Source organism: Pseudomonas sp. SWI7 (genome assembly GCF_006351945.1).
In the GTDB taxonomy this organism is placed as follows: Bacteria; Pseudomonadota; Gammaproteobacteria; order Pseudomonadales; family Pseudomonadaceae; genus Aquipseudomonas; species Aquipseudomonas fulva.
Genome location: NZ_CP040930.1, coordinates 3,883,645 through 3,907,316 on the forward strand (window position 1 = coordinate 3,883,645; position 23,672 = coordinate 3,907,316).

Consider the following 23,672-nt stretch of genomic DNA (forward strand, 5'->3'; position numbering starts at 1 on the left):
GCTTCGCGGAGCCACAGCATGATCAACAAAGAAAGCCTGACGCATCATATTTCCCAGCAGTTCAACGCCGAGCTCGAAGAGGTTCGCAGTCACCTGCTGGCCATGGGCGGGCTGGTCGAGAAACAGGTCAACGATGCGGTCACTGCGCTGATCGAGGCCGATTCCGGCCTGGCTCAGCAGGTGCGCGAGGTCGACGAGCAGATCAACCAGATGGAGCGCAACATCGACGAGGAATGCCTGCGCATTCTGGCGCGTCGCCAGCCGGCGGCATCGGACCTGCGCCTGATCATCAGCATCTCCAAATCGGTGATCGACCTTGAGCGTATCGGTGACGAATCGACCAAGATCGCCCGGCGGGCCATCCAGCTCTGCGAGGAGGGTGAATCCCCGCGGGGCTATGTAGAAGTTCGGCACATCGGCGATCAGGTGCGCAACATGGTGCGCGACGCACTCGACGCCTTCGCCCGCTTCGATGCCGACCTGGCCTTGTCGGTGGCTCAATACGACAAGACCATCGACCGTGAATACAAGACAGCCTTGCGCGAGCTGGTGACCTACATGATGGAAGATCCCCGCTCGATCTCCCGTGTGCTGAGTGTCATCTGGGTCCTGCGCTCGCTGGAGCGCATCGGCGACCATGCACGCAACATCTCCGAACTGGTGATCTACCTGGTGCGCGGCACCGATGTACGCCACATGGGCCTCAAGCGCATGACCGCGGAGGTGCAGGGTCGAGCCAGTGTCGATGGTGAAATACCTAATGTTCCAGCCGAGGCGGACGATAAATAAAGTTCTCTCCGAGCATCGGCGCCCGGCTTGTGCCGGGCGTTTTCGTTAGTCCGCCTGGAGGTGCCAGAGACCATCGACCGGCTGTAGATGACCCGGCGTAACACACAGGTGGTAGCAAGTGGCCAGCAAATGGCAGTAGGCTAGTCGGGTTCAGAAGGAGTATCGATGAGTAAAGTGAATGTGCTGGTGGTGGATGACGCGCCATTTATCCGTGACCTGATCCGTAAGTGCCTGCGCAACGCGTTTCCTGGCATGACCGTGGAGGATGCCGTCAACGGTCGCAAGGCCATGACCCTGTTGGGCAAGGAAGCGTTCGACCTGGTGCTGTGCGACTGGGAAATGCCGGAAATGTCGGGCTTGGAGCTACTCACCTGGTGCCGTCAGCAACCTGAGCTGAAAGGCCTTCAGTTCATCATGGTGACCAGCCGTGGCGACAAGGAAAATGTCATCCAGGCGATTCAGGCCGGCGTGTCGGATTTCGTCGGCAAGCCGTTCACCAACGAGCAGTTGCTGACCAAGGTAAAGAAGGCCTTGGCCAAGATCGGCAAGCTCGACAGCCTCATGAGCCCAGGGCCTGCGCGGGCCAATGCCGCGTTCGCCAATGACTCGCTCAACGCCCTGACGGCTGGGCGGCCCGAAGCCGTCAAGGTGGCTGCGCCAGCACCTGTTCCAACCAAGGTGGCCGCCACCCCTGGCAAACCTAGCGTAGCGACACCCGCACCCAGCGGTCGCGGCCAGGGCCAGCTGCGTTTGGCGAGCGGCATGCAGGCCTGCGTGATCAAGGCGTTGAGCCTGAAGGAAGCCCTGCTGGTCGTGCGGCGCAGTGAGACACTGCCGCAGGTACTCGAAGGCGCTGTGCTGAACCTGGAGCAGGGCGAAAACGCAGAGGTGGCGCGTTTGAACGGTTATCTGCACGCGGTGGCGGCCTTCGAGCCCAAGCCGGACAGCGACTGGCTGCAATTGACGTTCAAGTTCGTCGATCAAGACGCCCAGAAGCTGGATTACCTGTCCCGCCTGATCGCCCGCGGCACTGCCCAGAAGCATTTCACGCCAGGGGCCTGACGGGCCGCCGCAACAGCGAGCTGGCCAGCAGCATCCGACCAACTGTCATGGTGAACAGGGTGCCTGCTGCTAGGCTTGGACAGGTCCTCCACTGTCAAAAAGCCATCATCATGCATCTGCGCTTTCTGCTGCTGTGTACGTTAACCCTGGTCAGCGCCTCTAGCCTGGGGGTGACACTGCACCCCGTCACCGACGAAACGGGCAGGGTTTCCTATGCGCAGCGACCCGGCCCGGGCATCAAGCCCACGGTCGTGGATGAGTCCACCGTGGAAATCAACGAACACGACGTGCGCCTCAACGCGATCGTGTTTCAGGGCGGTGTGAGCTTCTCGGCCCGCAACGAATTGCCAGTCGCGGTGCAGGTGGAACTGCGCCTGGATAATCTGGTGAATGCGCAGGGTGGCGATGCGCCGCGAACCGTGCGGCGTCTGTTGCCGCCGCGATCGACGCAAGTACTCAGCATCGTCCGGGGACAGCCAGGCAAGTTGCTCAACTACCGTTCGACGCTGCTGCAGGCCATGGGCGACCCCGGCAAGCGCCCGCAAGGTTATCGTTATGCGTTTCCATGGGTGGGTGGGCCGTTTCGGGTGACCCAGGGGCCCAATGGCAGGTTCAGCCACTTCGGGCCCAAAGGGCGCTATGCAATGGACATCGCCATGCCCGAAGGCACGACCATTGTGGCGGCACGCGAAGGGGTGGTGGTGAGCACGCGTAGCGAGCAGAGCGGGCGAGGGGACAATCCCTCGGGCAACTTTGTCCGCATCCTGCACCCTGACGGCACCATGGGGGTGTACCTGCACTTGATGAGGGGGTCGATCGTGGTCGCGTCTGGGCAGCGTGTGCGCCAAGGGCAGGTGCTGGCCAGGTCGGGCAACACGGGTAACAGCACCGGGCCCCATCTGCACTTCGTGGTTCAGCGCAACGTGGGGCTGGCGCTCGAGTCGATTCCCTATCGGTTCGACCGGCCGATCAGTGGGCTGCCCGACTACACCGCAGGCAACCCCTGATCAGGGCTGGACCGAGCCAGGGGTTTTATAAGCTCAGTCCAGCTTGAGCACTTTGGCCAGCACGATCTTGGGGCCTTTCATCTTCTTGACGATGATGCGCAGCCCTTCGACCTCGAGCACTTCTTCTTCTTCCGGTACGCGCTTGAGCGTTTCGTAGACCAGGCCGGCCAGTGTTTCTGCCTCGATATGGTCCAGGTCCACGCCCAGCAAGCGCTCGACCTTGAACAGCGGGGTATCGCCGCGCACCAACAGCTTTCCTGGCTGATAGGCCAGGATGCCGCGCTCGGTCTTGCGGTGTTCGTCCTGGATGTCGCCCACCAGCACTTCCAGCACATCCTCCATGGTCAGGTAACCGATGACCTTGCCATCGGCCTCCTCGACCAGCACGAAGTGCGCACCGCCCTTGCGGAACTGCTCGAGCAACTGGGACAGCGGCATGTGCCTGGAAACGCGCTCCAGGGGACGAGCCAGGTCTTCCAGGTCAATGGTTTCTGGCAGGTGCTCGAGTTCGGCGAGTTCGAGCAGCAGGTCCTTGATGTGCAGCAGGCCCGTGAACTCCTCACGCTCGGTGTCGTACACCGGGTAGCGGCTGAACTTGTGACGACGGATCAGGGCCAGTATCTGCTTGAGCGGGGCATGGGCATCAATGATGACCATGTCTTCGCGAGAGTTGGCCCAGTCCACCACCTCCAGTTCACCCATTTCCACGGCGGATGCCAGCACGCGCATGCCTTGATCGCTTGGGTCCTGGCCACGGCTGGAGTGCAGGATCAGCTTGAGCTCTTCCCGGCTGTAATGATGCTCGTGGTGCGGGCCGGGTTCGCCCTGGCCGGCAATGCGCAGGATGGTGTTGGCGCTGGCATTGAGCAGGTAGATGGCCGGGTACATCAACCAGTAGAACAGGTACAGCGGTACTGCGGTCCACAGCGACAACAGTTCCGGCTTGCGAATGGCCCACGATTTGGGCGCCAGCTCACCGACCACGATGTGCAGGTAGGAGATCACGAAGAAGGCGACGAAGAACGAGACGGCCTTGATCAGCTCGGGGGTATCAACGCCAAAGTAGGCCAGCAGCGGTTCGAGCAAGTGCGCGAAGGCCGGCTCGCCCACCCAGCCCAGCCCTAGCGAAGCCAGGGTGATGCCGAGCTGGCATGCCGAGAGGTAGGCATCGAGCTGGTTGTGAACCTTGCGCAGAATGCTGCCGCGCCAGCCGTGCTGCTCGGCGATGGCGTCCACGCGGGTTGCGCGCAGCTTGACCATGGCGAACTCGGCGGCGACGAAGAAGCCGTTGAGCAGCACCAGGACCAAAGCAAAAATGATCATGCCGAAATCGGCGAACAGGGAGGTGAAGCTGATACCAGGGGAAGGGTCCATGATGGAGTTTTTACGGGATCCGTCTTGAAGATGAGAAAAGTGCCGGCTCCAGCCGGCGCAAGGGATCAAATGTAGCGGCTAGGGCCGCAAAAGCAAAGGGCAGCCCATTGATCGGTGCTGCAAAGTGGCCCGAACGGCCTCAAACCGTGCCCGTGATCTGTTGCGCCGCTGCAAAATGGCAGGTGAAGGTGCTGCCGTGGCCTGGCACGCTGCTGATCTCCAGGCGCCCGCGGTGGCGCATCAGCACATGCTTGACGATGGCCAGCCCAAGGCCCGTACCACCGGTATGGGACGCACGGCTCGAATCCACCCGATAGAACCGCTCCGTCAGCCGTGGCAGGTGCTTGGCATCGATGCCGGGCCCTGAGTCCTGCACCGACAGATGGGCGCCCTGGGCATCGGCCCACCAACGAATGCGAATGCTGCCCTCGTCCTGCGTGTACTTGACGGCATTGAATACCAGGTTGGAAAAAGCGCTGCGCAATTCCGACTCGCTGCCTTTGAGCCAGATGCCTGGCTCGGCTTCCAGGGTGATGCGCTGATTGCGGGGCCCGGACAACGCCTGCGCGTCCTGCTTGATCGCATTGAGCAGGGTGTCCACGGCCACTGGCTGGTTGTCGGATGGGTAGTCGGTGGCCTCCAGCTTGGCCAACAGCAGCAGGTCGTTGAGCAGCGTTTGCATGCGCGAGCCCTGTTGGCTCATCTGCTGCAACGCTCGACGCCAGCGGGGGTTCACGTCCTCGACGTTATCCAGCAGGGTTTCCAGGTAGCCGGCGATCACGGTCAGCGGCGTTCGCAGTTCGTGGGACACGTTGGCTACGAAATCCTTGCGCATCTGTTCGAGCTGGTGGATGCGGGTCACGTCCCGAACCAGCATCAGGTGCTCGTTGTTGCCGTAGCGTGTGATGTGCAGTTGCACCCGCATGCGATCGTTGATGGGTGAGGGAATCTCCAGTGGCTCGACATAGTTCTCGGCTTCGAAGTATTCCTTGAAGCGCGGATGTCGCACCAGGTTGGTGACCTGCTGGCCGCCGTCCTGGGGTGTCTTGAAGCCCAGGAGCGTCTCGGCTGCGCGGTTCCACCACTCCAGGTTGCCGTGGCTGTCGAGCATGATCACCGCGTCACGTAGCGCCGCGGTGGACTCCTGAACCCTGTCGATCACTGCTTGAAGCCTGCCACGCACACGCTGATCGCGGCGTTGCAGATGGTAGATGCTGTCGAACACCTCGCCCCACAGGCCGTAGCCGTCAGGCGGTGCTTCGTCCGGTTGGTGATTGCGCAGCCAAGCATGCAGGCGCAGCAGTTGCTTGAGCGTCCAGCCCAGGTAGAGGGCCAGGCCAATGGCCAGGCTCCAGCCATAGTAGCCACTGATCAGGCCACCGATCAGGCAGAGGGTGATCAACAGCAGCAGGTGGCGGATCAGGGTCGCATGCCAGTTCTGGTTCAATTGGGGATCCTTCGAATCCAGCGATCAACAGCAAGTACGAACCTGCACGCAGAAGCGGATCGGTAGCGCGTTCACGTCCATTCGACGGCCTTGAGCCGAGAGCTGCGTTTCAGGTCAGACCTTGGTCGAAAAGCGGTAGCCTGTGCCGCGCACCGTTTGTACCAGATTTTCATAGGCCTCACCCAGCGCCTTTCGCAAGCGGCGAATGTGGACATCGACCGTGCGTTCCTCGACGTAGACATTGCCCCCCCAGACCTGGTCCAGCAACTGGCCGCGGGTATAGGCGCGTTCCTGGTGGGTCATGAAGAATTGCAGCAGGCGGTACTCGGTAGGCCCCATCTCGGCCGGCTTGCCATCGATGGTGACGCGATGGCTGATAGGGTCCAGCAGCAGTCCGCCGACCTCGATGGGTGTCTCGCCATCACTGGGGCCGGTGCGTCGCAGCACTGCCTTGAGGCGGGCCACCAGTTCACGCGGCGAAAACGGCTTGGTGATGTAGTCGTCCGCACCCACTTCCAGGCCTTGGATCTTGTTGTCTTCCTCGCCCTTGGCGGTAAGCATGATGATCGGAATGTCCCCGGTCAGCTCGTCGCGCTTCAGCCGCCGGGCCAGCTCGATGCCCGAGGTGCCGGGAAGCATCCAGTCCAGCAGGATCAGGTCCGGCTTACGGTCGACGATGATAGCATGGGCCTGTTGGGAGCTTTCTGCTTCCAGGCACTCATAACCTGCCATCTCCAGGGCCACGGCTATCATCTCGCGGATGGGCGCCTCGTCGTCGACGATCAGAATATTCCTGCCAGCCATGCTCAAAACCTCTCCTGGATTCGCTGTCTTGGCCCCGCATTAGATAACGGAATTATTGCAGCTGTGTGACAGGGTATTGGCGGTTCTCGCGACATTCAATGACTGGGCTAGGCTTCACAGGGCGGCGGTTGCGCCTGCAACCGAACCTTTTCCTCACGACACGGTGAATCCAATGACACGACATACGCTGAGCTGGATGGCCCTTTGCGCGGCCTTTTCGCTACCGGGCATCGCCTTGGCCGAGCCGGCCATGGAAAAGGAGGGCATGTGGGTGAATGACCAGGGCATGACGCTCTATACCTTCGACAAGGACACCGGTGGCAAGTCGATGTGCAACGGCGAGTGTGCCAGCAATTGGCCGCCCTTGATGGTCAAGGCCGAGGATCAGACAGCCGAAGGCAAATGGACCGTGGTCATGCGTGATGACGGCAGCAAGCAATGGGCCTATGCCGGCAAGCCGCTGTATACCTTCGTCAAGGACAAGCAGGCGGGGGACAGGCACGGTGACGGGGTCAAGGACGTCTGGCACATTGCCAAACCCTGATGGGTTAGCCACACGGCATCTCACCTGAACAGGTCGCCATGCGGTGTGGACCACGCGGACCTTGCTGAGGCGGTACCGCGCCTCAGCGCACCGCTCAACGCAGCGCGTAATCCAGTACCACGCCCATGAACACCAGCAACCCGGCCCAGTGGTTATGCAGGAACGCCTTGAAGCATGCCTCTCGGTCCAGGCGGCGTGTGGACCAGAACTCCCAGACGAAACAGCACGCGGCGCCCAGCAGGCCCAGGTAGAACCAGCCGCCGAGGGCAAAGCTGCTGCCGGCCAGCATCAGGCAGCCCAGCGAAAGCCCCTGCAAGCTGAGGATGATCACCCGATCAGCCTCGCCGAACAGGATGGCCGTGGACTTCACACCGATCTTCAGGTCATCGTCGCGATCGACCATGGCGTAGTAGGTATCGTAAGCCACCGTCCACAGCAGGTTGGCGATGTACAACAGCCAGGCGGCGGCCGGCAGCTCACCGCCGGCCGCGGTGAAGGCCATGGGAATGCCCCATGAATAGGCGGCGCCCAGCACCACTTGTGGGTAATAGGTGTAGCGCTTCATGAAGGGGTAGCAGAACGCGAGCGCGACCGCCGCGAACGAAAGCCAGACGGTTTCGCTGTTGGTGCACAGCACCAGCAGGAAACTCACGCCCACCAGGACGGCAAACAGCGTCAGCGCTTCGCGTGGGCGTACACGCCCACTGGCCAAAGGTCGATCGGCGGTGCGCTTGACGTGCCCATCCACTTTGCGGTCGGCAAAATCATTGATGCAGCAACCGGCGGCGCGCATGAGCACCACACCCAACCCGAAGATCAGCACATTGGCCAACGTCGGTGAACCCTGACCGGCAATCCACACCGCCGACAGGGTTGGCCAGAGCAGCAGATAAATGCCGATGGGCCTGTCCATACGGCTTAGCTGGACAAAGTCCCAGGCGCGCGGGTGAAGGCGGTTCAACGACTTGAGCAGTTGCACGTACATCAACGGGTATCCTCGCGTGCCGCCTGCCACAACGCCGGCAGAAATACTTCGGCGACAAGCAGGTCGAGTCCATCTCGGGAGAAGCGTGAACGGCGTCCCCACAGGCCTGGGCTTGCGACTTCAGCGGGCAGCCAGGTTTCGGGGTAATGGCATGCCTGCAAGGGGTGGCGGGTGAACGCTCGGTCGCAGAACAGCAGCTCGCCCAGCGAGCGACTGCCGAGCGACTCGAGGTCCAGGCCGCCACGTTCCAGCGCCACACGGCTGGCCACGCTGCGGGCAAATACCCACGGCTGGCCATGCCCGCGCAGGAACACCTCCCTGACCCAACCTTGGGCGCCGGGTGCGATACCAAGGGCCAGGCATTCATCCTCGCGCAGCGGCTGCCAGCCTTCGAACAGTGGCGTTACGCAGAAATCGTCGCCGGACAGTCGAGTCAGCCGACGTGTGAGCGAGCCCTCATCGAATAACCAGTCCAGCATGGAGGGGGCGAGGCTGGCCTGCACCTGTGGATACGCTAGCCACGCGACAGCGGCTGCGTGCGGGGTTGGGTACGACACGTCGGTCTGCTTGTTACAACCAAAGAGGCCGCGAGCTTAGCATGAATGCCCCGACTGCTTGCATACTGCCGGCAGGGCCGCTACAAAGCCTTTCGATTGCACCTTGGCCCGTGAAGAGGCCGCAAGTTCAAACCCAAGCCGAGCCTGAACCGAGGAAACCCGTTCCGATGAAAAAGTGGCAATGTATTGTCTGCGGTCTGATCTATGACGAAGCCGATGGCTGGCCGGATGATGGAATCGCACCCGGCACGCGTTGGGAAGACGTACCCGAAGACTGGCTCTGCCCGGACTGCGGGGTTGGCAAGAGCGACTTTGAAATGATCGCCATCGGTTGATCGAGGAAACCCCTATGACGCCTCCTATAGTCATCATCGGCACCGGGCTTGCGGGCTACAACCTCGCCCGGGAATTGCGCAAGTTTGATGCGCTCACACCCGTGCTGATGATCACTGCCGATGATGGGCGGTCCTATTCCAAGCCCATGCTTTCGACCGGCTTTGCCAAGCAGAAGGACGCCGAGGGGTTGTGCATGGCCGAGCCCGGCGCCATGGCCGAGCAATTGAACGTCGAGGTGCGCACGCATACGCGCATAACGGGTATCGACCCAGGCCACAAGCGCCTGTGGATCGGCGAGGAGGCAGTGCCCTATCGTGACCTCGTCCTGGCGCTGGGTGCACAGACCATCAGCGTGCCTGTCGAAGGGGATGCCAGCGACCTGATGTTCCCGATCAACGACCTTGAAGACTACGCGCGCCTGCGTGCTGCGGCTGACGGCAAGCAGCGGGTGTTGATCCTGGGCGCCGGTCTTATCGGCTGTGAGTTTGCCAACGACATGCGTCTTGGCGGCTTCGAGGTCGACGTAGTCGCGCCCTGCGAGCAGATCATGCCCACCCTGTTGCACCCGGCGGCGGCACAGGCGGTACAGGGCGGGCTGCAGGGTATCGGTATTCGTTTTCATCTCGGGCCCGTGCTGACGCGCTTGCAGCGCCAGGGTGACGGCGTGTGCGCACAGTTGTCCGACGGCCAGGTCATCGCATGCGATCTGGTCGTGTCGGCCGTAGGCCTGCGCCCCCGAACGGACCTGGCTGCCGCAGCGGGCCTGCAGACGGGGCGGGGTATCCGTGTGGACCGGTTTCTGCGTACCTCTCATGCCAATATCCACGCCTTGGGCGACTGCGCCGAGGTGGACGGCATCAACCTGCTGTACGTCATGCCGTTGATGAGTGGTGTTCGAGCACTGGCGCAGACGCTGACAGGCACCCCCACTGCCGTCAGCTATGGGCCCATGCCCATCACGGTCAAGACGCCTGCCTGTCCTCTGGTGGTTTCGCCACCACCGAATGGACAAGTCGGGACGTGGCAGGCGGAGGGGGAGGGCAATGACGTCAAGGCGCTCTGCCATGCAGCCGATGGCCAGCTGATCGGGTACGCCCTTACGGGCAATGCCGTGATGGAACGACTGACCCTCAATCGCCAGCTGCCACCGGTTATGGCGTAAATGGCGCCCGAACTGTCGTGTATGCCTTTTTTGCGCATGCATTATGTCCGTACCGATACTGGCGCGGTACTCAAGCGCGTGCCATTCTCACACTCGTCTGCTGCGGCTTAGAGCCTGTGGCGCCTTGAACGCTGCCCACGAGGCGGCACGGCATAACAACAAGAATCCCGTCAAAGAGGCTTCATCATCATGCGCAAACCAGAACTCGCCGCTGTCATCGCCGAGAAGACCGACCTGACCAAAGACCAGGCCAACCAGGTGCTGAACGCGATCCTCGAAAGCATTACCCAGGCTGTGAACAACGATACAGTGACGCTGGTGGGTTTCGGCACCTTCGAGAAGCGTCATCGTGGGGCGCGGACCGGTAAAAACCCGCAGACGGGTGAGCCCGTCAAGATCAAGGCAAGTAACACGGTAGCCTTCAAGCCAGGCAAGAATTTGCGCGACAGTATCAACGTGCCTGCCAAGCCTGCCAAAAAGACGAAATAACCCAGGCCTGTCAGCGTCATGACGATCGAACGGGCGCTGACAGCGCCCGTTGCCGTTGCATGCGAAAAAAGATTCGTTGAGCCCCTGCAAAGCATATAAAGCGGATAGACTGGCGCTCACAGTCACTTTTTATACGAGACGCTTGAATGAAGTTCCGCTTACTTCTCTGGGTCATGGGCCTGCTGATGGCCAGGGCAAGCCGAAACAATCCGGCTTTCCAGCAGCAGCTCAAGGGCAAGGATCTGGTATTCCAGATGCAGACCCTCGATGGCAGGATCGCCCGTCATTTCATCGTCGCCAACGAACGCATCCGTAGCAAAAGTGGCGCGTTCGCGCAGCCTGCCTTCGCCATCGCCTTCAAGGACGCTGCCTATGGCTTCACTACCTTGCAGGCGCGCAACAAGCAGCTGGCATTCATGCAGGGCATCCAGGACAAGGCGATCCAGATCAAGGGCAACCCGGCTTTGGTGATGTGGTTTCAGGGCCTGATGAAGTACCTGAAACCAAAAAAGAAGCATTGACCGCGCAGGGGCCGAGCTAGCGCCCCTGTCAGTCAGTGCGGCGCCGCGAACTGAGAGGCAAGCTCGCGCAGCAAGGCCTCGGCATCGAGTACCTTGTTCACGGCATCCTCGGCCTTGTCGCGGGAAAGCCCGAGCCGCTCAAGCAATGCATCGGGAATCTCCTCTTTCGGGCCCGAACCGATACCCCGTGAGCGAAGCAATCGGGTGGCGAGGAAAACCAGGTTGGGAAAGGCTGCATAATCGCCGTCGTAGGTGGGGTCATGCTGGAAGCGCAGCGCCGTGGACAACTCCTCGGGCATGTCCCACAGCTTCATCAGCCAGGCACCAATCTGCTCGCGGCTGATTCCCAACAGGTGGCGCTCCACATAGGTGTGGCATAGATGTGGGTTGACCTCCAGGTGCCGGCAGATCAGCGAAAAATGCGGCGGAAACACATGCGCCAGCAGCAAGTACCCGAAATTGTGCAGAAGGCCGGCAAGGTAGGTGAGCCCTGCCTCGGGTCGTTCGGCACGGGGCATTGCACGAGTGAGACCCTCGATGACAGCTGCCGTGTAGATAGAGTGCTGCCAGTAAGGCGTCGCTTGCTGAGGCTGGTCCTTGGGCAGGCTGAGCGTCTTGCCCATCGCCAGGCCCAAGGCCAGGTTGATCACCAGATCGAAACCCAGCACCCTGACAATCGCATCTTCGACCGAGCGTACCTTGCCGGGCGAGGCGTAATAGGGCGATGCCGCCCAGCTCACGACCTGCGCCGCCAGTGCCGGGTCGGTTTCCACCACGCCGGTGATATCGTCGATGCTGGCATTGGGGTCGACACGCAGCTTCATGATCTTCTGCGCGGTATCGGCCAGAGGCGGAATTTCAATGGTTTCTTCGAGCCGCTTCTGAATGCGTCGCGCAGTGAAGGCCTGAACTGCCTGGTTGATCTCGCGGGTGTCATCGTCCGGGCGGTCCAGGTTGAGGGTAATGGCCTGCACCTCCTGCCCGAAGGCACTGGCGCTGGCTTTGCTCAGCAGGCGTTTGAACGGGTCACGGTCGATGGCCAGCAGCAGGCCCTCTTGGCCTGACTGGATGAATACGGTCGCCGGTTCGAGCAGGCTTTTTTCGTACTGGCAAGGTGAGCTGGTCAGCGCCGGTATGCCCGGGAGAACCTTGAGATGGTGTTTTTCCAGCATTTGGCGCAAGCGGGGCACCGGCACAGCGGTGAGCGTGCGGCCGGTCAGCTCGGTAAGCCGGCTCAGGTCCAGCAGTTGGCTTTGCGGCAGCAGCACCATGAGTGCGCCCACCTCGTCGTCCAGTAGCACCGCCTGCACACAGGCCTGAGCCGGCGGGCGTGAATGTGCCAACACCTCACGGTAGGCGACGCCGAGCTTGTCGAGCAGCAACCGGATAACCGACGGTGTTTGTGGGGTTGCGGTGTCCAAGGCAGCTTGAGTCATGGTCCGTGTCCACTGATTCCTAAAAGCGAAGTATAACCAGCCTCGCCGGGAGGCTGGATCCATTGACCACTTGGGTCAGACTTGGCCGTACTGCTGCCCGTGACGCAGCCAGCGTTCAAGCAAGGGGCTGACATGTTCCGGCCAGCGGGCCACCAATGCCTGGGCTGCATCACGAACGGCCGGAAGCAGATCGGCATCGCGCATCAGGTCAGCGACCTTGAACTGCAGCAGGCCCGTCTGGCGCGTGCCGAGCATCTCGCCAGGGCCGCGCAGCTCCAGGTCCTTTTCCGCGATGATGAAGCCATCGTTGGTTTCGCGCATGATGCCCAGGCGTTCGCGGCCCACCTGTGACAAGGGCGGGTGATACAGCAGGACGCAGTGGCTGGCAGCGCTGCCACGGCCCACCCGCCCACGCAACTGGTGCAGCTGGGCCAACCCCAGGCGTTCCGGGTTTTCGATGATCATCAGGCTGGCGTTGGGCACATCGACGCCGACTTCGATCACGGTCGTGGCAACCAGCAGTTGCAGATCACCGGCTTTGAATTGGGCCATGATCTCGGCTTTTTCTGCCGGTTTCATGCGCCCGTGAATCAGCCCGACCCGCAACTCGCCCAGGGCGCTGCCAAGTTCCTCGTAAGTGCTCTCGGCGGCCTGGCAGGTCAACTCTTCAGACTCTTCGATGAGGGTACAGACCCAATAGGCCTGACGGCCTTCAGCGCAGGCAGCGCGTACCCGTTCGACCACTTCGAAGCGGCGGCTGTCGGCCACCAGCACCGTGTTGACCGGTGTACGCCCGGGAGGCAATTCGTCCAGCACGGACGTATCCAGGTCAGCATAGGCGCTCATGGCCAACGTACGCGGAATGGGCGTCGCCGTCATGATCAGCTGATGCGGACACAACTCGCCATTCACACCCTTTTTGCGCAAGGCCAGGCGCTGCTGGACGCCAAAACGGTGCTGCTCGTCGATGATGGCCAGGGCGAGGTGCTTGAACTTGACCTCTTCCTGGAACAGGGCATGGGTACCCACCACCATTGGCGCACCGACGGCGATCTGCTCCAGTGCACTGGCCCGGGCCTTGCCCTTGAGCTTGCCAGCGAGCCAGGCGACTTCGATGCCCAGTGGCTCCAGCCAGCGCTTGAAGGTGATGTAGTGCTGCTCGGCAAGAATCTCGGTAGGCGCCATCAGCGCAACCTGGTAACCCGCCTCCAACGCCTGAAGGGCTGCCAGTGCCGCAACCACGGTCTTGCCGGCCCCCACATCACCTTGAACCAGGCGCAGCATGGGTTCGTGCTGGCTGAGGTCGTAGGCAATTTCATTGGCGACCCGCTGCTGCGCCCCGGTAGGCTTGAAGCCGAGATTGGCCAGGTACTCGTCCTGCAGGCGTGAGGGCTTGGGCAGCACCGGCGCGCGCAGGCTGCGCAGGCTTTCGCGCAGTCGCTGCTGCGACAGCTGGTGGGTCAGCAGTTCTTCGAATGCCAGGCGGTGCTGGGCCCAGTGGTGGCCTTCGGCAAGCTCATCGAGGTCGGCGTCAGCCGGCGGGTTGTGCAAGTAACGTATGGCATCGTCCAGCGGGGCCAGCTGATAATCGCGTGCAAGCTCCTCGGGTAGCCAGTCCGGCAAGCTGCGCGGCCCGAGCAGGGCGAGGCTCTGTTGGCAGAGCAGGCGCAGCCGTTGCTGGGTGAGCCCCTCGGTGGACGGGTAAATCGGGGTAAGCGTCTGTTCGACCGGCGGCGGCGGTTCGTCGCCGTTCAGTGCACGGTATTCCGGGTGATAGATCTCCAGGCCCGACGCGCCCGGCCGGGCTTCGCCGTAGCAACGCAGGTGGGTGCCGCGTTTGAGCCCTTCCTTCTGTGCGTTGCTGAAATGGTAGAAGCGCAGGCTCAGCACGCCGCTCCCGTCGCCGAGACGAACGACGAGGCTACGTCGCTTGCCCATGGTCACGTCCGCGCCGCTGACCACGCCCTCGATCACCGCATCCTGCCCCGGCCGGAGTTGCCCGATCGGCACCACGCGGGTGCGGTCCTGGTAGCGCAAGGGCAGGTGGAACAACACATCCTGCAGGTTCTCCAGGCCCACCTTGGCAAGCTTCTGCGCCATGGCGTCTCCGACACCCTTGAGTACCGTGACCGGTACCTTCGACAACTCACTCATGGCTCAGGCAGTTTGCTCAGTGGGCGTTTTGGCGACCGAGCACAGGCGGATCGAGTCGGCAAGAATCTCGATGGCTTTGGGCCGCGGGAAACTGGCGCGCCACGCGATCGCCACGGTACGAAATGGCGCTGGTGCAGTCAGCGGGCGCACCTCGATCACGCCCGGTGCATAGTGATGGCTGTGCACGGCCGACAGCGGCAGAATAGAGACCCCCAGCCCAGAGGCCACCATGTGGCGAATGGTTTCCAGCGAACTGGATTCGACCGTGGTGTGGCGTGCGCCTTCACCGCCCTTGTTCAAGGTGGGGCACGCCTCCAGCACCTGGTCGCGGAAGCAGTGACCCTCGCCCAGCAGCAACAGGCTCTTGTCGTTGAGCGATGCCGCATCGATGGTTTTCTTCGCCGTCCATGGGTGGTCGGCTGGCATCAGTGCGCAGAAAGGCTCGTCGTAGAGCGGCAGGGTCAGCACGTCGGCCTCGTTGAAGGGGAGGGCGACGATCACCGCATCCAGTTCACCGTTACGCAGCTTCTCACGCAGCACATGGGTGAAATTTTCCTCGATGTACAACGGCATCTGCGGTGCCACGCGGTGCAGCTGTGGGATCAGGTGAGGAAAGAGGTAAGGGCCGACCGTGTAGATCGCGCCCACCTTGAGCGGAGCGGTCAATTGGTTTTTGCCGGCCTGTGCCAGCTCGCGGATGCCCTGAGCCTGTTCGAGGACTTTCTGAGCCTGGGCCACGATGCCTTCGCCAACTGGCGTGAGGCGCACCGCGCTCTTGCTGCGCTCGAAGATCAGTACGCCGAGCTCATCCTCGAGCTTCTTCACACCCACCGAAAGGGTAGGCTGGCTCACGTGGCAACGCTCGGCTGCATGGCCGAAGTGCTGTTCCTGGGCGAGTGTGACGATGTAACGGAGTTCTGTGAGGGTCATAACGTGCGTCCATGAAGTTGCGAGCCCAGCATAGCGGCTGCAATCGATAGACGCACGTTATCAGACTTGCCGATTTGTGACAGAAACAAAAGCGTCAGCGGCGGTCCAGTGAGTACACGAACGGCGCGACGACTTCGATCGTCCCGTTGTTCAGCAGCTCAGCCGGCGGTTTGGGCACCTTGCCCGCTCGCCGAATCATTTCCATGGTCGCCCGGTCCAGTGACGCGCTACCCGACCCCCCGGCCAGTGAATACGACACGACCTTGCCCTCGGCATCGACCACGAAGCGCAGGCGATTGATGCCCTGCAAGCCTCTGCGGCGCGCGTCTTCCGGGTATCGCTTGTACTTCGCCAGGTGGCGCAGCAGGTCACTCTGCCAGGTCGGCAGTGCGGTGCTGTTGGATGCGACGCTCGGTGCCGGTGCTGCGGATTTCTGCGGCGGCGTATTGCTGGGTGGTGCGTCTACCGTTTCCTTGGTAGGCGACGCTTCCTTCGGCGGCTCAGGCTTTTTCTCAGGCTTGGGCGGCTGTGGCTTGGCCTTCGGCTTGGGCGGCTTGGGAATGGCGATTTTGGGTTTAGGGGCTTCCACTACCTTCGGCAGCGGGGGTTCTTCGACCGGCGCCGGTGGTTGGGGAACTGCTTTGGGAGGAGGTGGTGGCGCAGGCTCCGGCAGTGGTGCCAGCTCGACCATCATGGCTGCCGGGGGCAGCTCGATGGCCTGGGGCACCGACCAGTTGAGCATGAGCAGCACAGCGACGGCATGGACACCCAGCACGAGCGCCAGGCTGCCGCTGTAACGCGCCAGATTGTGCCGCGTCTTCGTCATTTCTTGGCTGCCGTCTCAAGACCTACCAGACCGACTTTGAGGTAGCCGGCCGCGCGCATGTTGTTCATCACTTCCATCAGGTCACCGTAATCCACGCCTTTGTCGGCCTGGAAGAAAATGGTGGTGTCCTTGTCACCCTTGGTCTTGGCGTCCAGCATCGGGCCAAGGCGCTCGGGCGCCGGAACCGGGTCATCACCGACATAGAGCTTCTGGTCGGCCTTGACGCTGACGAAGACAGGCTTCTCGGGCCTGGGCGCCGGCTTGGCCGTCGAGGCAGGCAGGTCGACCTTGATGTCGACCGTGGCAAGGGGCGCTGCGACCATGAAGATGATCAGCAGTACCAACATCACGTCGATGAACGGCGTCACGTTGATTTCGTGGTTTTCGGCGAGGTCGTCGCCACCTTCGTTCAGATGCAGGCCCATGGCTTACCCCACTTTCACCATGTGCGGGGCGGCGCGATCGCTACCCTGATGGTCCAGGTCACGGCTGACCAGCAGCAGTACCTGGGCCGACGCGTCGGACACCTGCGCCTTGTAGCCGGCGATAGAGCGGGCGAAGACGTTGTAGATGACCACGGCGGGGATGGCGGCAACCAGGCCCAGTGCAGTGGCCAGCAGCGCTTCTGCAATACCCGGGGCGACCACGGCGAGGTTGGTGGTCTGGGTCTTGGCGATGCCGATGAAGCTGTTCATGATGCCCCACACGGTGCCGAACAGACCCACGAAGGGCGCAGTGGAGCCGATGGTGGCCAGCACGCCCGTGCCGCTGCTCATGTTACGTCCGCTGGCGTGGACCAGTCGTTCCAGACGGAAGCTCACGCGCTCCTTGATGCCTTCCTTTTCACGGGCATTGGCCGACAGGCGCATTTCCTCGAGCGCATCGTGAACCAGGGTGTGGGCCAGGGTGCCTTCCTTGTTGGAGACTTCGCTGGCTTCCTTGAGGCTGGCCGATTTCTTCAGGCGGGCGATTTCCCCGCGCAGGCGGCGCTTGGCACCCATCAATTCGAAGCCTTTGGCGATCCAGATGGTCCAAGTGATGATCGAGGCGATGGCCAGGCCGATCATGACGGCCTTGACCACGACATCGGCGTTTTTGTACATGCCCCAGGGCGACAGGTCATGGGCCATGCCGAGCGAGGTATCTTCCACCAGGGCTTGCACGTTAGGGTCTGCAGCAACAGGAGCCGGTGCGACGGTACCCGGTGCCGCTTCGCCGGCCGGAGCGCTAGCGGGCGCTGCAGCGCTGGCCGCCGGGGCCGTTACCGGAGCGGTGGCATTGGGCTCATCGGCCATGGCGACCGGGGCCAGCGCCAGGCTGAGAATCAGCGCAGCGGTGGCGCGCCAGGCGCGCGATGGGGTTGGCGAAGCGAAAGGTTGGGTACGTGTCATGCTGGCCGGACCTGATGAAGATGATGGGTGAGCGTTCTTCAAGGCCTCGAGGCAGGCCGAGAACAATTTGGCCGCCATTATTGCAAGTAATTCTTGTTAACAAAAGTAATATTGTTGCTTTTTCTCCTGCAGGCGGGCTGAGTAATCGGCCCTAGAGGGCTTCAGATGTCTGACTTGAGTGTGTTGATCGTAGGATGTGGTGACGTCGGTAGTCGCCTCGCGCGACAAATGCTAGCGCGTGGTTGGCAGGTCAGCGGTTTGCGCCGTTCGGTGGCGCAGTTGCCTGAAGGTGTAGTGCCGATCGCGGCTGATCTGTCGGACCCGACCATTCCAGCCGCCTGGCCTGAGCAGGCACCTGACTACCTGGTGTATTGCGTGGCTGCCAGCCAGCATGACGAGGCAGGTTATGAGGCGGCGTATGTCCAGGGGTTGCGTCATGTGCAGCGCTGGCTGGCCGAGCGAGGGCAACGACCACGACGCCTTTTGTTCGTATCCAGCAGCAGCGTATTTGGGCAAAAGGGGGGCGAGTGGGTTGATGAGCAATCGGCCACCGAACCTGACGGCTACTCGGGGCGCATCATGCTCGAGGCTGAAAGGCTGGCGTTATCCGGTGCTGTCCCAGCCAGCGTGGTTCGCCTGACCGGCATCTATGGCCCAGGCCGCGAGTGGCTGTTGCGTCAGGTGCGTCAGGGTTATCGCGTCGCCGAGCAACCGCCTTTGTATGGCAACCGCATTCATGTAGACGATGCTGCCAGTCTGCTGGCATTCCTGCTGCAATGCGACAGCGAAGGCAAGGCGCTGGACGATTGCTACATCGGCGTGGACGACAGCCCGGCGCCACTGGCTGACGTCGTAACTTGGCTGCGTCATCAGTTGGGGGTCACGCAGTGGTCCGATGAGGAGCGAGTGCGTCGCACGGGCAGCAAGCGCTGCAGCAACGCCCGCGCACGGGGGCTAGGCTGGTCGCCGCAGTACCCCAGCTACAAGGAAGGCTACGGGGCAATCCTTGGGCAGTGATCCCCTGGCTGACGCTCAGGTAGCCTGCGTGCTACCTGAGCGCTGACTGGACGGGTAGGGTCAGTTGTGTTGCAGGAGCCACTGACGCTTGCCGGCGGCCAGCATCGGCATTTCATCCGGCTGGGCGCGGTTTACCGCCTGGAAGATTTCCAGCTGGTTGCCATTGCGCTTGATGATGAATGGCGCCCCGCGCTGGTTGCGCTCCAGCCATAGGCTGTCATTGCTGCCGCCCATCGTTGCGCAATCACCGGCCAGGCACAGGGCAAAGCGATCCGGACCAGGTAGGCCGGTGACGTTGCCGCTGTCGCTGAACGTCACGTTGGCACCCTTGCCTGGGCCCTCCATGATCGTCCAGGCGCCGCCGAGCCAGGCCTGATACAGCGCCTGCTCGAAGCTGCTTCCCAATGGCGCATTGTTGCCACTGGGCGTCTTGGCGCGCTCAAAGCGCTGTTTGGCGCCCTGCTGGTCGACCGTTTGCAGTTCGTCGCCGTCCAGCGACAATTGCTCGGTGGCACCGCCTTCGAAGGTGGCCAGCCACTGCTTGTCATTGGCGCTGAGCTGACCGTCCGAGGCCTCGAACCCATTGCTGTAGCTGGCGCGCTGGGTGGCAACATCGAGCTTCCACTCGAACACCGGGCCATGCTCGTTCAGGGCCTGGCGAAGGTTGCCTTGCTTGACGGCCGCAGTGATGGCGTCCTGATTGATCCAGGTGCCGTTGAAGTCTTCAGGTTTGTGGCTGGCGCAGCCGCCCAGAACCAGGGCTGCCAGCGTGAGAGGCAAAGCTATGCGCATGACGGGAACCTTTCAGGAGAGAGAGGGCGGCGAAGGCAATGCTCGCCGCCTGGGGCATCACTCGATGACGAGGATGGCGTCCATCTCGACCTGCGCGCCTTTTGGCAGCGCGGCTACGCCAATGGCGGCGCGAGCGGGATAAGGCTGCTCGAAGTAGCGACCCATTACCTCGTTGACCTTGGCGAAATGGCTCAAGTCGGTCAGGAAGATGTTCAGCTTGACGATGTCCTTGAACGAACCGCCTGCTGCTTCGGCCACAGCCTTGAGGTTCTCGAACACCTGGACGGTCTGGGCCTCGAAGCCTTCGACCAGTTCCATGGTCTTGGGGTCCAGCGGGATCTGGCCAGACATGTACACGGTGTTACCGGCCTTGATCGCCTGCGAGTAGGTGCCGATGGCGGCAGGGGCCTTGTCGCTGTTGATGACGGTCTTGCTCATGATGACTCCTTGCGGTTGGCGGACTACGTACGCATGCGGGTGATGCGAACTACACCAGTCAGGGTACGCAGCTTCTTGATCACACGCGCCAGGTGCACGCGGTCGTGCACGCTGACCACCAGTTGGACCACGCTGATACGGCCGTCGCGTTCGTCCATGCTGATCTTCTCGATGTTGCCATCGGCCGCGTTGACGCTGCTGGCCAGCAAGGCGATCAGGCCGCGCTGGTGCTCCAGCTCTACGCGCAATTCGACGTTGAATTCGCCAGTGATGTCCTTGGCCCAGGAAAGCTGGACGCATTTCTCGGGATTGTGACGAATTTCACTGATGTTTCGGCAGTTCTCAAGGTGCACGACCATACCCTTGCCCGCCGAAAGGTGGCCCACGATCGGGTCGCCCGGAATCGGCGTACAACACTTGGCATAGCTGAGCACCAGGCCTTCGGTGCCGCGAATCGCCAGCGGGCCTTCAGGGGCCGGCAGTTGCTCGCCTTCTGCAGACAGCAGGCGGCGAGCGACCACGTAGGCCATGCGGTTGCCCAGCCCGATGTCTTCGAGCAGGTCTTCGATCAACTCCAGGCGGTATTCGCTGAGGATGGCCTGCACGCGCTCGCGCGGAATCTGTTCCAGCGCGCTGTCGAAACCGGTCAGCACCTTGTTGAGCAGCCGCTCGCCCAGGCTGATGGATTCGGAGCGGCGCTGCTGCTTGAGCGCATGGCGAATATGTGTGCGCGCTTTGCCGGTGACCACGAAATTGAGCCAGGCCGGATTGGGTCGGGCCCCTGGTGCGCTGACGATCTCTACCGTCGAGCCACTCTGCAACGGCTCGGAGAGCGGTGCCAGGCGCCGGTTGATACGGCAAGCGATGCAGCTGTTGCCGACGTCGGTGTGCACCGCGTAGGCGAAGTCCACGGCAGTGGAGCCCTTGGGCAGCTCCATGATGCGGCCTTTGGGCGTGAAAACGTAAACCTCGTCCGGGAACAGGTCGATCTTGACGCTCTCGATGAACTCCAGCGAGTTGCCTGCACGCTGCTGCAATTCAAGAATGCCTTTGACCCACTGCCTGGCACGGGCATGGTTGCCCTTGGGCTGCTCATCCCCATTGGCCTTGTACAGCCAGTGCGCAGCGATACCGTTGTTGGCCATCTCTTCCATTTCGCGCGTACGGATCTGGATTTCGATGGGCACGCCGTGCATGCCGAACAAGGTGGTGTGCAACGACTGGTAGCCGTTGGCCTTGGGAATGGCGATGTAGTCCTTGAACCGCCCTGGCAGCGGCTTGTACAGGTTGTGCACGGCACCGAGGACGCGGTAGCAGGTATCGACCTTGTCGACGATGATGCGGAAGGCATACACGTCCATGATCTCGTTGAAGGCGCGACGCTTGCCGCGCATCTTCTTGTAGATGCCATAGAGGTGTTTTTGTCGACCACTGATCTCGCCTTCGATACCGTCGGCAGCCAGGCAGTTGGCCAGCGACTGCTCGATCTTGGCGACGATTTCCTTGCGGTTGCCCCGTGCACTCTTGACGGCGCGATGGATCAGCGACGAGCGCATCGGGTGCATGGCCTTGAAGCCAAGGTCTTCGAACTCGACGCGTACCGTGTGCATCCCCAGGCGGTTGGCGATGGGGGCGTAGATCTCGAGGGTTTCCTTGGCGATCCGGCGCCGTTTCTCGCCGGACAGCACTTCCAGGGTGCGCATGTTGTGCAGGCGGTCGGCCAGCTTGACCAGGATCACGCGAATGTCGCGTGCCATGGCCATGGCCATCTTCTGGAAGTTCTCGGCTTGCGCCTCGGCCTTGGTTTCGAAGTTCATCTGGGTCAGCTTGCTGACCCCGTCCACCAGCTCGGCAACCGTCTCGCCAAATTGCTGGCTGAGGGCTTCCTTGGCAATACCAGTGTCTTCGATCACGTCATGGAGCATGGCCGCCATCAGGCTTTGATGGTCCATGTGCATGTCGGCAAGGATGCTGGCCACGGCCAGCGGGTGCGTCACGTAGGGCTCACCGCTGCGACGACGTTGCCCATCGTGCGCCTGTTCGGCGTAGAAGTAGGCGCGCCGTACCAGGTTGACCTGTTCGGGGCCCAGGTAAGTCGACAGCCGTTCGGCCAAGGCCTCTATACCCGGCATGGCTTAGCCTCCTGCCGAGATAGGGGGCCTTGCGCCTCGCGACGTCGACCGGGCATCAATCAGACAGCCTCGTTCGACTCGTCCTCGAACGCGGCAAAGACCGGATCCTCGGTGACAATTTCTTCAGCGGCGATGAATTCGTTGGTCACGATGCCTTCGGCGATTTCGCGCAGGGCGACGACGGTAGGTTTGTCGTTTTCCCATGCAACGCGTGGCTCTTTACCGCCGGTCGCCAGCTGGCGAGCGCGCTTGGTCGAGAGCATGACCAGCTCAAAACGGTTATCCACGTGTTCCAGGCAGTCTTCAACAGTTACGCGGGCCATGGTCTTCCTCAGTAGCAAATGCGGTAGGCGTGCAGCCCATTAGTGGGCAGGCGGACTCGATAGTATAAAAATTCACCAGCCAATAGGGAAGCGCTGTTTTGTCGAGCGTCGCCGTGCGGTGCGGTGCGAATCATTCAGGTACTTCGATGCATGTCCGCGTTTGCCAGGCCTGATCATACCGCTGGAACGCAGTGCAAGGACCGCCATAGACGCCTTGCAATGGCCCTGACAATAACCTCAGAGCATTGCGTCACGCAACCGTGGGGTGAGCTCCTCGAAGAGGGTCTGCACCGAGCGCAGCGCGCGGCAGTCCGGTCGGGTCAAGAGCCACAACTGGGTGTCGCAACCCGGCAACGGCCCGCTGAGTGCATCGACCCCTGGCAGGCTATGCACCATGTAGTCCGGCAGCGCTGCCACGCCCAGGCCAGCGGTGACCAGTTGGGCAATGGTGGACATACCGCTGCACTGGTAGCGCGGGCTCAGGCCAGGGTGTTGCTGGTTGCGCCAGACCACCGTCGGATGGTCCTGCATGGCATCATCCGGCGCGATCCATGGCACCGCGCTGGCGCTTTCACCGAGGCGGTCGCGCCAATGGGGTTGGCCGCATATCACATAGGAAGTCGAACCCAGGTTGCGCCCCACCAGGTGCTCGGGCGGCGTGTTGGTCAGGCGCAGGGCGATGTCTGCGTCTCGCCGGCTGAGGTTGGCGAACACATTGGAGGTGCCCATCTCCAGCGACAGCGCGGGGTAATTCTGCATGAAGTCGGCCAGTGCAGGCAGCAGCAGGCTGTGCATGACGGCCTCCGTGCAGGTCAGCCGCACGGTACCACTGACGACCTGTTCACCGCTGGTCATGGCAATGCGCGCCGCCTCGAGTGCCTGTTCTGCGCGCTCGGCCTGCTCGGCCAGGGCCTGTGCAGTGTCGGTGGGCAAGTAGCCTTTGCGGCTCTTGACGAACAGGGCCGTGCCCAGCGCTGATTCCAGGCGACGTATCGACCGGAAAACGGTCGACACGTCCACCTTGAGCAACTCGGCCGCCTTGGCCAGAGAGCGCCCGCGTTCCAACGCCAGGACCAGCGAAAGGTCGGCATGGGTAATTTGATATTGCATCGGTGCACGCTCTCGTTGCCGAATTGCCAATGTCTGTTGCGTCAGG

General features: G+C 62.1%; 25 protein-coding genes. 9 read left to right on the top strand and 16 right to left on the bottom strand.

What is annotated here, in order from left to right; translation table 11 throughout:
* The first annotated feature begins 18 nt into the window (after nucleotides 1-18).
* The 3 genes from phoU to FH041_RS17715 all read left to right on the top strand — a co-directional run bounded on the left by phoU (nucleotide 19) and on the right by FH041_RS17715 (nucleotide 2,858).
* Nucleotides 19-789 carry a phosphate signaling complex protein PhoU gene (gene phoU / locus FH041_RS17705; RefSeq protein WP_027913347.1) on the top strand — a complete coding sequence of 257 codons (771 nt, stop codon included), beginning with the start codon at nucleotides 19-21 and terminating at the stop codon, nucleotides 787-789.
* A gap of 165 nt (nucleotides 790-954) precedes the next feature.
* Nucleotides 955-1,851: a response regulator gene (locus FH041_RS17710; RefSeq protein ID WP_027913348.1), complete on the top strand. Its 897-nt coding sequence runs from the start codon at nucleotides 955-957 to the stop codon at nucleotides 1,849-1,851.
* Between the two features lie 110 nt (nucleotides 1,852-1,961).
* The gene (locus FH041_RS17715) at nucleotides 1,962-2,858 is read left to right on the top strand and encodes a M23 family metallopeptidase (protein WP_027913349.1); all 897 of its coding nucleotides are present in this window, start codon (nucleotides 1,962-1,964) and stop codon (nucleotides 2,856-2,858) included.
* Nucleotides 2,859-2,891: 33 nt separating this feature from the next.
* Here the strand turns inward: FH041_RS17715 and FH041_RS17720 are convergent, their stop codons facing one another.
* The 3 genes from FH041_RS17720 to phoB all read right to left on the bottom strand — a co-directional run bounded on the left by FH041_RS17720 (nucleotide 2,892) and on the right by phoB (nucleotide 6,483).
* Entirely contained in the window at nucleotides 2,892-4,232 is a 1,341-nt protein-coding gene (locus FH041_RS17720) for a hemolysin family protein (protein WP_027913350.1), read from the bottom strand.
* A 139-nt stretch (nucleotides 4,233-4,371) separates the two neighbouring features.
* Nucleotides 4,372-5,679 carry a phosphate regulon sensor histidine kinase PhoR gene (gene phoR / locus FH041_RS17725; protein WP_027913351.1) on the bottom strand — a complete coding sequence of 436 codons (1,308 nt, stop codon included), beginning with the start codon at nucleotides 5,677-5,679 and terminating at the stop codon, nucleotides 4,372-4,374.
* Nucleotides 5,680-5,793: 114 nt separating this feature from the next.
* Nucleotides 5,794-6,483: a phosphate regulon transcriptional regulator PhoB gene (phoB, locus tag FH041_RS17730; RefSeq protein ID WP_023532543.1), complete on the bottom strand. Its 690-nt coding sequence runs from the start codon at nucleotides 6,481-6,483 to the stop codon at nucleotides 5,794-5,796.
* Between the two features lie 172 nt (nucleotides 6,484-6,655).
* Here phoB and FH041_RS17735 point away from each other — a divergent pair, with 172 nt between their 5' ends.
* Complete coding sequence (locus FH041_RS17735) at nucleotides 6,656-7,027, top strand: hypothetical protein (RefSeq protein ID WP_049695286.1); 372 nt, start codon at nucleotides 6,656-6,658, stop codon at nucleotides 7,025-7,027.
* Nucleotides 7,028-7,121: 94 nt separating this feature from the next.
* On the opposite strand, the gene ubiA is transcribed toward FH041_RS17735, so the two are convergent.
* Both ubiA and FH041_RS17745 read right to left on the bottom strand, forming a co-directional pair.
* Nucleotides 7,122-8,012 (bottom strand): 4-hydroxybenzoate octaprenyltransferase, encoded by an 891-nt coding sequence (gene ubiA / locus FH041_RS17740; RefSeq protein ID WP_028686782.1) that lies wholly within the window; start codon nucleotides 8,010-8,012, stop codon nucleotides 7,122-7,124.
* Nucleotides 8,012-8,569, bottom strand: coding sequence for a chorismate lyase (locus tag FH041_RS17745; RefSeq protein ID WP_027913354.1), 558 nt, complete (start codon nucleotides 8,567-8,569; stop codon nucleotides 8,012-8,014). Before FH041_RS17745 ends, ubiA begins: the two co-directional genes overlap by 1 nt.
* A gap of 167 nt (nucleotides 8,570-8,736) precedes the next feature.
* On the opposite strand from FH041_RS17745, the gene FH041_RS17750 reads away from it, so the two are divergent.
* From FH041_RS17750 to FH041_RS17765, 4 genes are all read left to right on the top strand, one after another.
* Entirely contained in the window at nucleotides 8,737-8,904 is a 168-nt protein-coding gene (locus tag FH041_RS17750; RefSeq protein WP_023532601.1) for a rubredoxin, read from the top strand.
* Nucleotides 8,905-8,918: 14 nt separating this feature from the next.
* A complete protein-coding gene (locus FH041_RS17755; protein WP_027913355.1) occupies nucleotides 8,919-10,067 on the top strand; it encodes an NAD(P)/FAD-dependent oxidoreductase in 1,149 nt (382 codons plus the stop codon).
* 189 nt (nucleotides 10,068-10,256) lie between these two features.
* Nucleotides 10,257-10,556 carry an HU family DNA-binding protein gene (locus tag FH041_RS17760; RefSeq protein ID WP_023532344.1) on the top strand — a complete coding sequence of 100 codons (300 nt, stop codon included), beginning with the start codon at nucleotides 10,257-10,259 and terminating at the stop codon, nucleotides 10,554-10,556.
* 146 nt (nucleotides 10,557-10,702) lie between these two features.
* Complete coding sequence (locus tag FH041_RS17765) at nucleotides 10,703-11,077, top strand: helicase (protein ID WP_140174911.1); 375 nt, start codon at nucleotides 10,703-10,705, stop codon at nucleotides 11,075-11,077.
* Between the two features lie 32 nt (nucleotides 11,078-11,109).
* Here the strand turns inward: FH041_RS17765 and FH041_RS17770 are convergent, their stop codons facing one another.
* The 6 genes from FH041_RS17770 to exbB all read right to left on the bottom strand — a co-directional run bounded on the left by FH041_RS17770 (nucleotide 11,110) and on the right by exbB (nucleotide 17,814).
* The gene (locus tag FH041_RS17770; protein ID WP_027913357.1) at nucleotides 11,110-12,513 is read right to left on the bottom strand and encodes an aminoacyl-tRNA deacylase and HDOD domain-containing protein; all 1,404 of its coding nucleotides are present in this window, start codon (nucleotides 12,511-12,513) and stop codon (nucleotides 11,110-11,112) included.
* Between the two features lie 75 nt (nucleotides 12,514-12,588).
* Nucleotides 12,589-14,667, bottom strand: coding sequence for an ATP-dependent DNA helicase RecG (gene recG / locus FH041_RS17775; protein ID WP_027913358.1), 2,079 nt, complete (start codon nucleotides 14,665-14,667; stop codon nucleotides 12,589-12,591).
* 3 nt (nucleotides 14,668-14,670) lie between these two features.
* The gene (locus FH041_RS17780) at nucleotides 14,671-15,597 is read right to left on the bottom strand and encodes a hydrogen peroxide-inducible genes activator (protein WP_023532770.1); all 927 of its coding nucleotides are present in this window, start codon (nucleotides 15,595-15,597) and stop codon (nucleotides 14,671-14,673) included.
* Nucleotides 15,598-15,691: 94 nt separating this feature from the next.
* The gene (locus tag FH041_RS17785) at nucleotides 15,692-16,423 is read right to left on the bottom strand and encodes an energy transducer TonB (protein WP_140174913.1); all 732 of its coding nucleotides are present in this window, start codon (nucleotides 16,421-16,423) and stop codon (nucleotides 15,692-15,694) included.
* The gene (gene exbD / locus FH041_RS17790) at nucleotides 16,420-16,848 is read right to left on the bottom strand and encodes a TonB system transport protein ExbD (RefSeq protein WP_027913360.1); all 429 of its coding nucleotides are present in this window, start codon (nucleotides 16,846-16,848) and stop codon (nucleotides 16,420-16,422) included. The genes FH041_RS17785 and exbD overlap by 4 nt, the downstream gene beginning before the upstream one ends.
* Nucleotides 16,849-16,851: 3 nt before the next feature.
* Nucleotides 16,852-17,814 (bottom strand): tonB-system energizer ExbB, encoded by a 963-nt coding sequence (gene exbB, locus FH041_RS17795; RefSeq protein WP_028686778.1) that lies wholly within the window; start codon nucleotides 17,812-17,814, stop codon nucleotides 16,852-16,854.
* Between the two features lie 165 nt (nucleotides 17,815-17,979).
* On the opposite strand from exbB, the gene FH041_RS17800 reads away from it, so the two are divergent.
* The gene (locus FH041_RS17800) at nucleotides 17,980-18,831 is read left to right on the top strand and encodes an SDR family oxidoreductase (protein WP_027913362.1); all 852 of its coding nucleotides are present in this window, start codon (nucleotides 17,980-17,982) and stop codon (nucleotides 18,829-18,831) included.
* A 60-nt stretch (nucleotides 18,832-18,891) separates the two neighbouring features.
* Here FH041_RS17800 and FH041_RS17805 read toward each other — a convergent pair whose 3' ends face one another.
* The 5 genes from FH041_RS17805 to FH041_RS17825 all read right to left on the bottom strand — a co-directional run bounded on the left by FH041_RS17805 (nucleotide 18,892) and on the right by FH041_RS17825 (nucleotide 23,626).
* Nucleotides 18,892-19,623: a hypothetical protein gene (locus tag FH041_RS17805; protein ID WP_027913363.1), complete on the bottom strand. Its 732-nt coding sequence runs from the start codon at nucleotides 19,621-19,623 to the stop codon at nucleotides 18,892-18,894.
* A 57-nt stretch (nucleotides 19,624-19,680) separates the two neighbouring features.
* A complete protein-coding gene (locus FH041_RS17810; protein ID WP_009684531.1) occupies nucleotides 19,681-20,061 on the bottom strand; it encodes a RidA family protein in 381 nt (126 codons plus the stop codon).
* Between the two features lie 23 nt (nucleotides 20,062-20,084).
* Nucleotides 20,085-22,193 (bottom strand): bifunctional GTP diphosphokinase/guanosine-3',5'-bis pyrophosphate 3'-pyrophosphohydrolase, encoded by a 2,109-nt coding sequence (spoT, locus tag FH041_RS17815; protein WP_027913364.1) that lies wholly within the window; start codon nucleotides 22,191-22,193, stop codon nucleotides 20,085-20,087.
* A 59-nt stretch (nucleotides 22,194-22,252) separates the two neighbouring features.
* Nucleotides 22,253-22,516, bottom strand: a complete 264-nt coding sequence (rpoZ, locus tag FH041_RS17820) for a DNA-directed RNA polymerase subunit omega (protein WP_012312123.1) — start codon at nucleotides 22,514-22,516, stop codon at nucleotides 22,253-22,255.
* A gap of 237 nt (nucleotides 22,517-22,753) precedes the next feature.
* Entirely contained in the window at nucleotides 22,754-23,626 is an 873-nt protein-coding gene (locus FH041_RS17825; RefSeq protein WP_027913365.1) for a LysR family transcriptional regulator, read from the bottom strand.
* Between the last annotated feature and the right edge of the window lie 46 nt (nucleotides 23,627-23,672).

Coding starts and splice junctions, on each gene's coding strand:
- FH041_RS17710 (WP_027913348.1), top strand. CDS start 955: ATGAGTAAAGTGAATGTGCTGGTGGTGGATGACGCGCCATTTATCCGT.
- FH041_RS17715 (WP_027913349.1), top strand. CDS start 1,962: ATGCATCTGCGCTTTCTGCTGCTGTGTACGTTAACCCTGGTCAGCGCC.
- FH041_RS17825 (WP_027913365.1), bottom strand. CDS start 23,626: ATGCAATATCAAATTACCCATGCCGACCTTTCGCTGGTCCTGGCGTTG.
- rpoZ (WP_012312123.1), bottom strand. CDS start 22,516: ATGGCCCGCGTAACTGTTGAAGACTGCCTGGAACACGTGGATAACCGT.
- FH041_RS17805 (WP_027913363.1), bottom strand. CDS start 19,623: ATGCGCATAGCTTTGCCTCTCACGCTGGCAGCCCTGGTTCTGGGCGGC.
- exbD (WP_027913360.1), bottom strand. CDS start 16,848: ATGGGCCTGCATCTGAACGAAGGTGGCGACGACCTCGCCGAAAACCAC.
- FH041_RS17785 (WP_140174913.1), bottom strand. CDS start 16,423: ATGACGAAGACGCGGCACAATCTGGCGCGTTACAGCGGCAGCCTGGCG.
- spoT (WP_027913364.1), bottom strand. CDS start 22,193: ATGCCGGGTATAGAGGCCTTGGCCGAACGGCTGTCGACTTACCTGGGC.
- FH041_RS17720 (WP_027913350.1), bottom strand. CDS start 4,232: ATGGACCCTTCCCCTGGTATCAGCTTCACCTCCCTGTTCGCCGATTTC.
- FH041_RS17750 (WP_023532601.1), top strand. CDS start 8,737: ATGAAAAAGTGGCAATGTATTGTCTGCGGTCTGATCTATGACGAAGCC.
- FH041_RS17770 (WP_027913357.1), bottom strand. CDS start 12,513: ATGACTCAAGCTGCCTTGGACACCGCAACCCCACAAACACCGTCGGTT.
- FH041_RS17810 (WP_009684531.1), bottom strand. CDS start 20,061: ATGAGCAAGACCGTCATCAACAGCGACAAGGCCCCTGCCGCCATCGGC.
- exbB (WP_028686778.1), bottom strand. CDS start 17,814: ATGACACGTACCCAACCTTTCGCTTCGCCAACCCCATCGCGCGCCTGG.
- FH041_RS17735 (WP_049695286.1), top strand. CDS start 6,656: ATGACACGACATACGCTGAGCTGGATGGCCCTTTGCGCGGCCTTTTCG.
- recG (WP_027913358.1), bottom strand. CDS start 14,667: ATGAGTGAGTTGTCGAAGGTACCGGTCACGGTACTCAAGGGTGTCGGA.
- phoB (WP_023532543.1), bottom strand. CDS start 6,483: ATGGCTGGCAGGAATATTCTGATCGTCGACGACGAGGCGCCCATCCGC.
- ubiA (WP_028686782.1), bottom strand. CDS start 8,012: ATGTACGTGCAACTGCTCAAGTCGTTGAACCGCCTTCACCCGCGCGCC.
- FH041_RS17765 (WP_140174911.1), top strand. CDS start 10,703: ATGAAGTTCCGCTTACTTCTCTGGGTCATGGGCCTGCTGATGGCCAGG.
- FH041_RS17755 (WP_027913355.1), top strand. CDS start 8,919: ATGACGCCTCCTATAGTCATCATCGGCACCGGGCTTGCGGGCTACAAC.
- FH041_RS17800 (WP_027913362.1), top strand. CDS start 17,980: ATGTCTGACTTGAGTGTGTTGATCGTAGGATGTGGTGACGTCGGTAGT.
- FH041_RS17780 (WP_023532770.1), bottom strand. CDS start 15,597: ATGACCCTCACAGAACTCCGTTACATCGTCACACTCGCCCAGGAACAG.
- FH041_RS17760 (WP_023532344.1), top strand. CDS start 10,257: ATGCGCAAACCAGAACTCGCCGCTGTCATCGCCGAGAAGACCGACCTG.
- phoU (WP_027913347.1), top strand. CDS start 19: ATGATCAACAAAGAAAGCCTGACGCATCATATTTCCCAGCAGTTCAAC.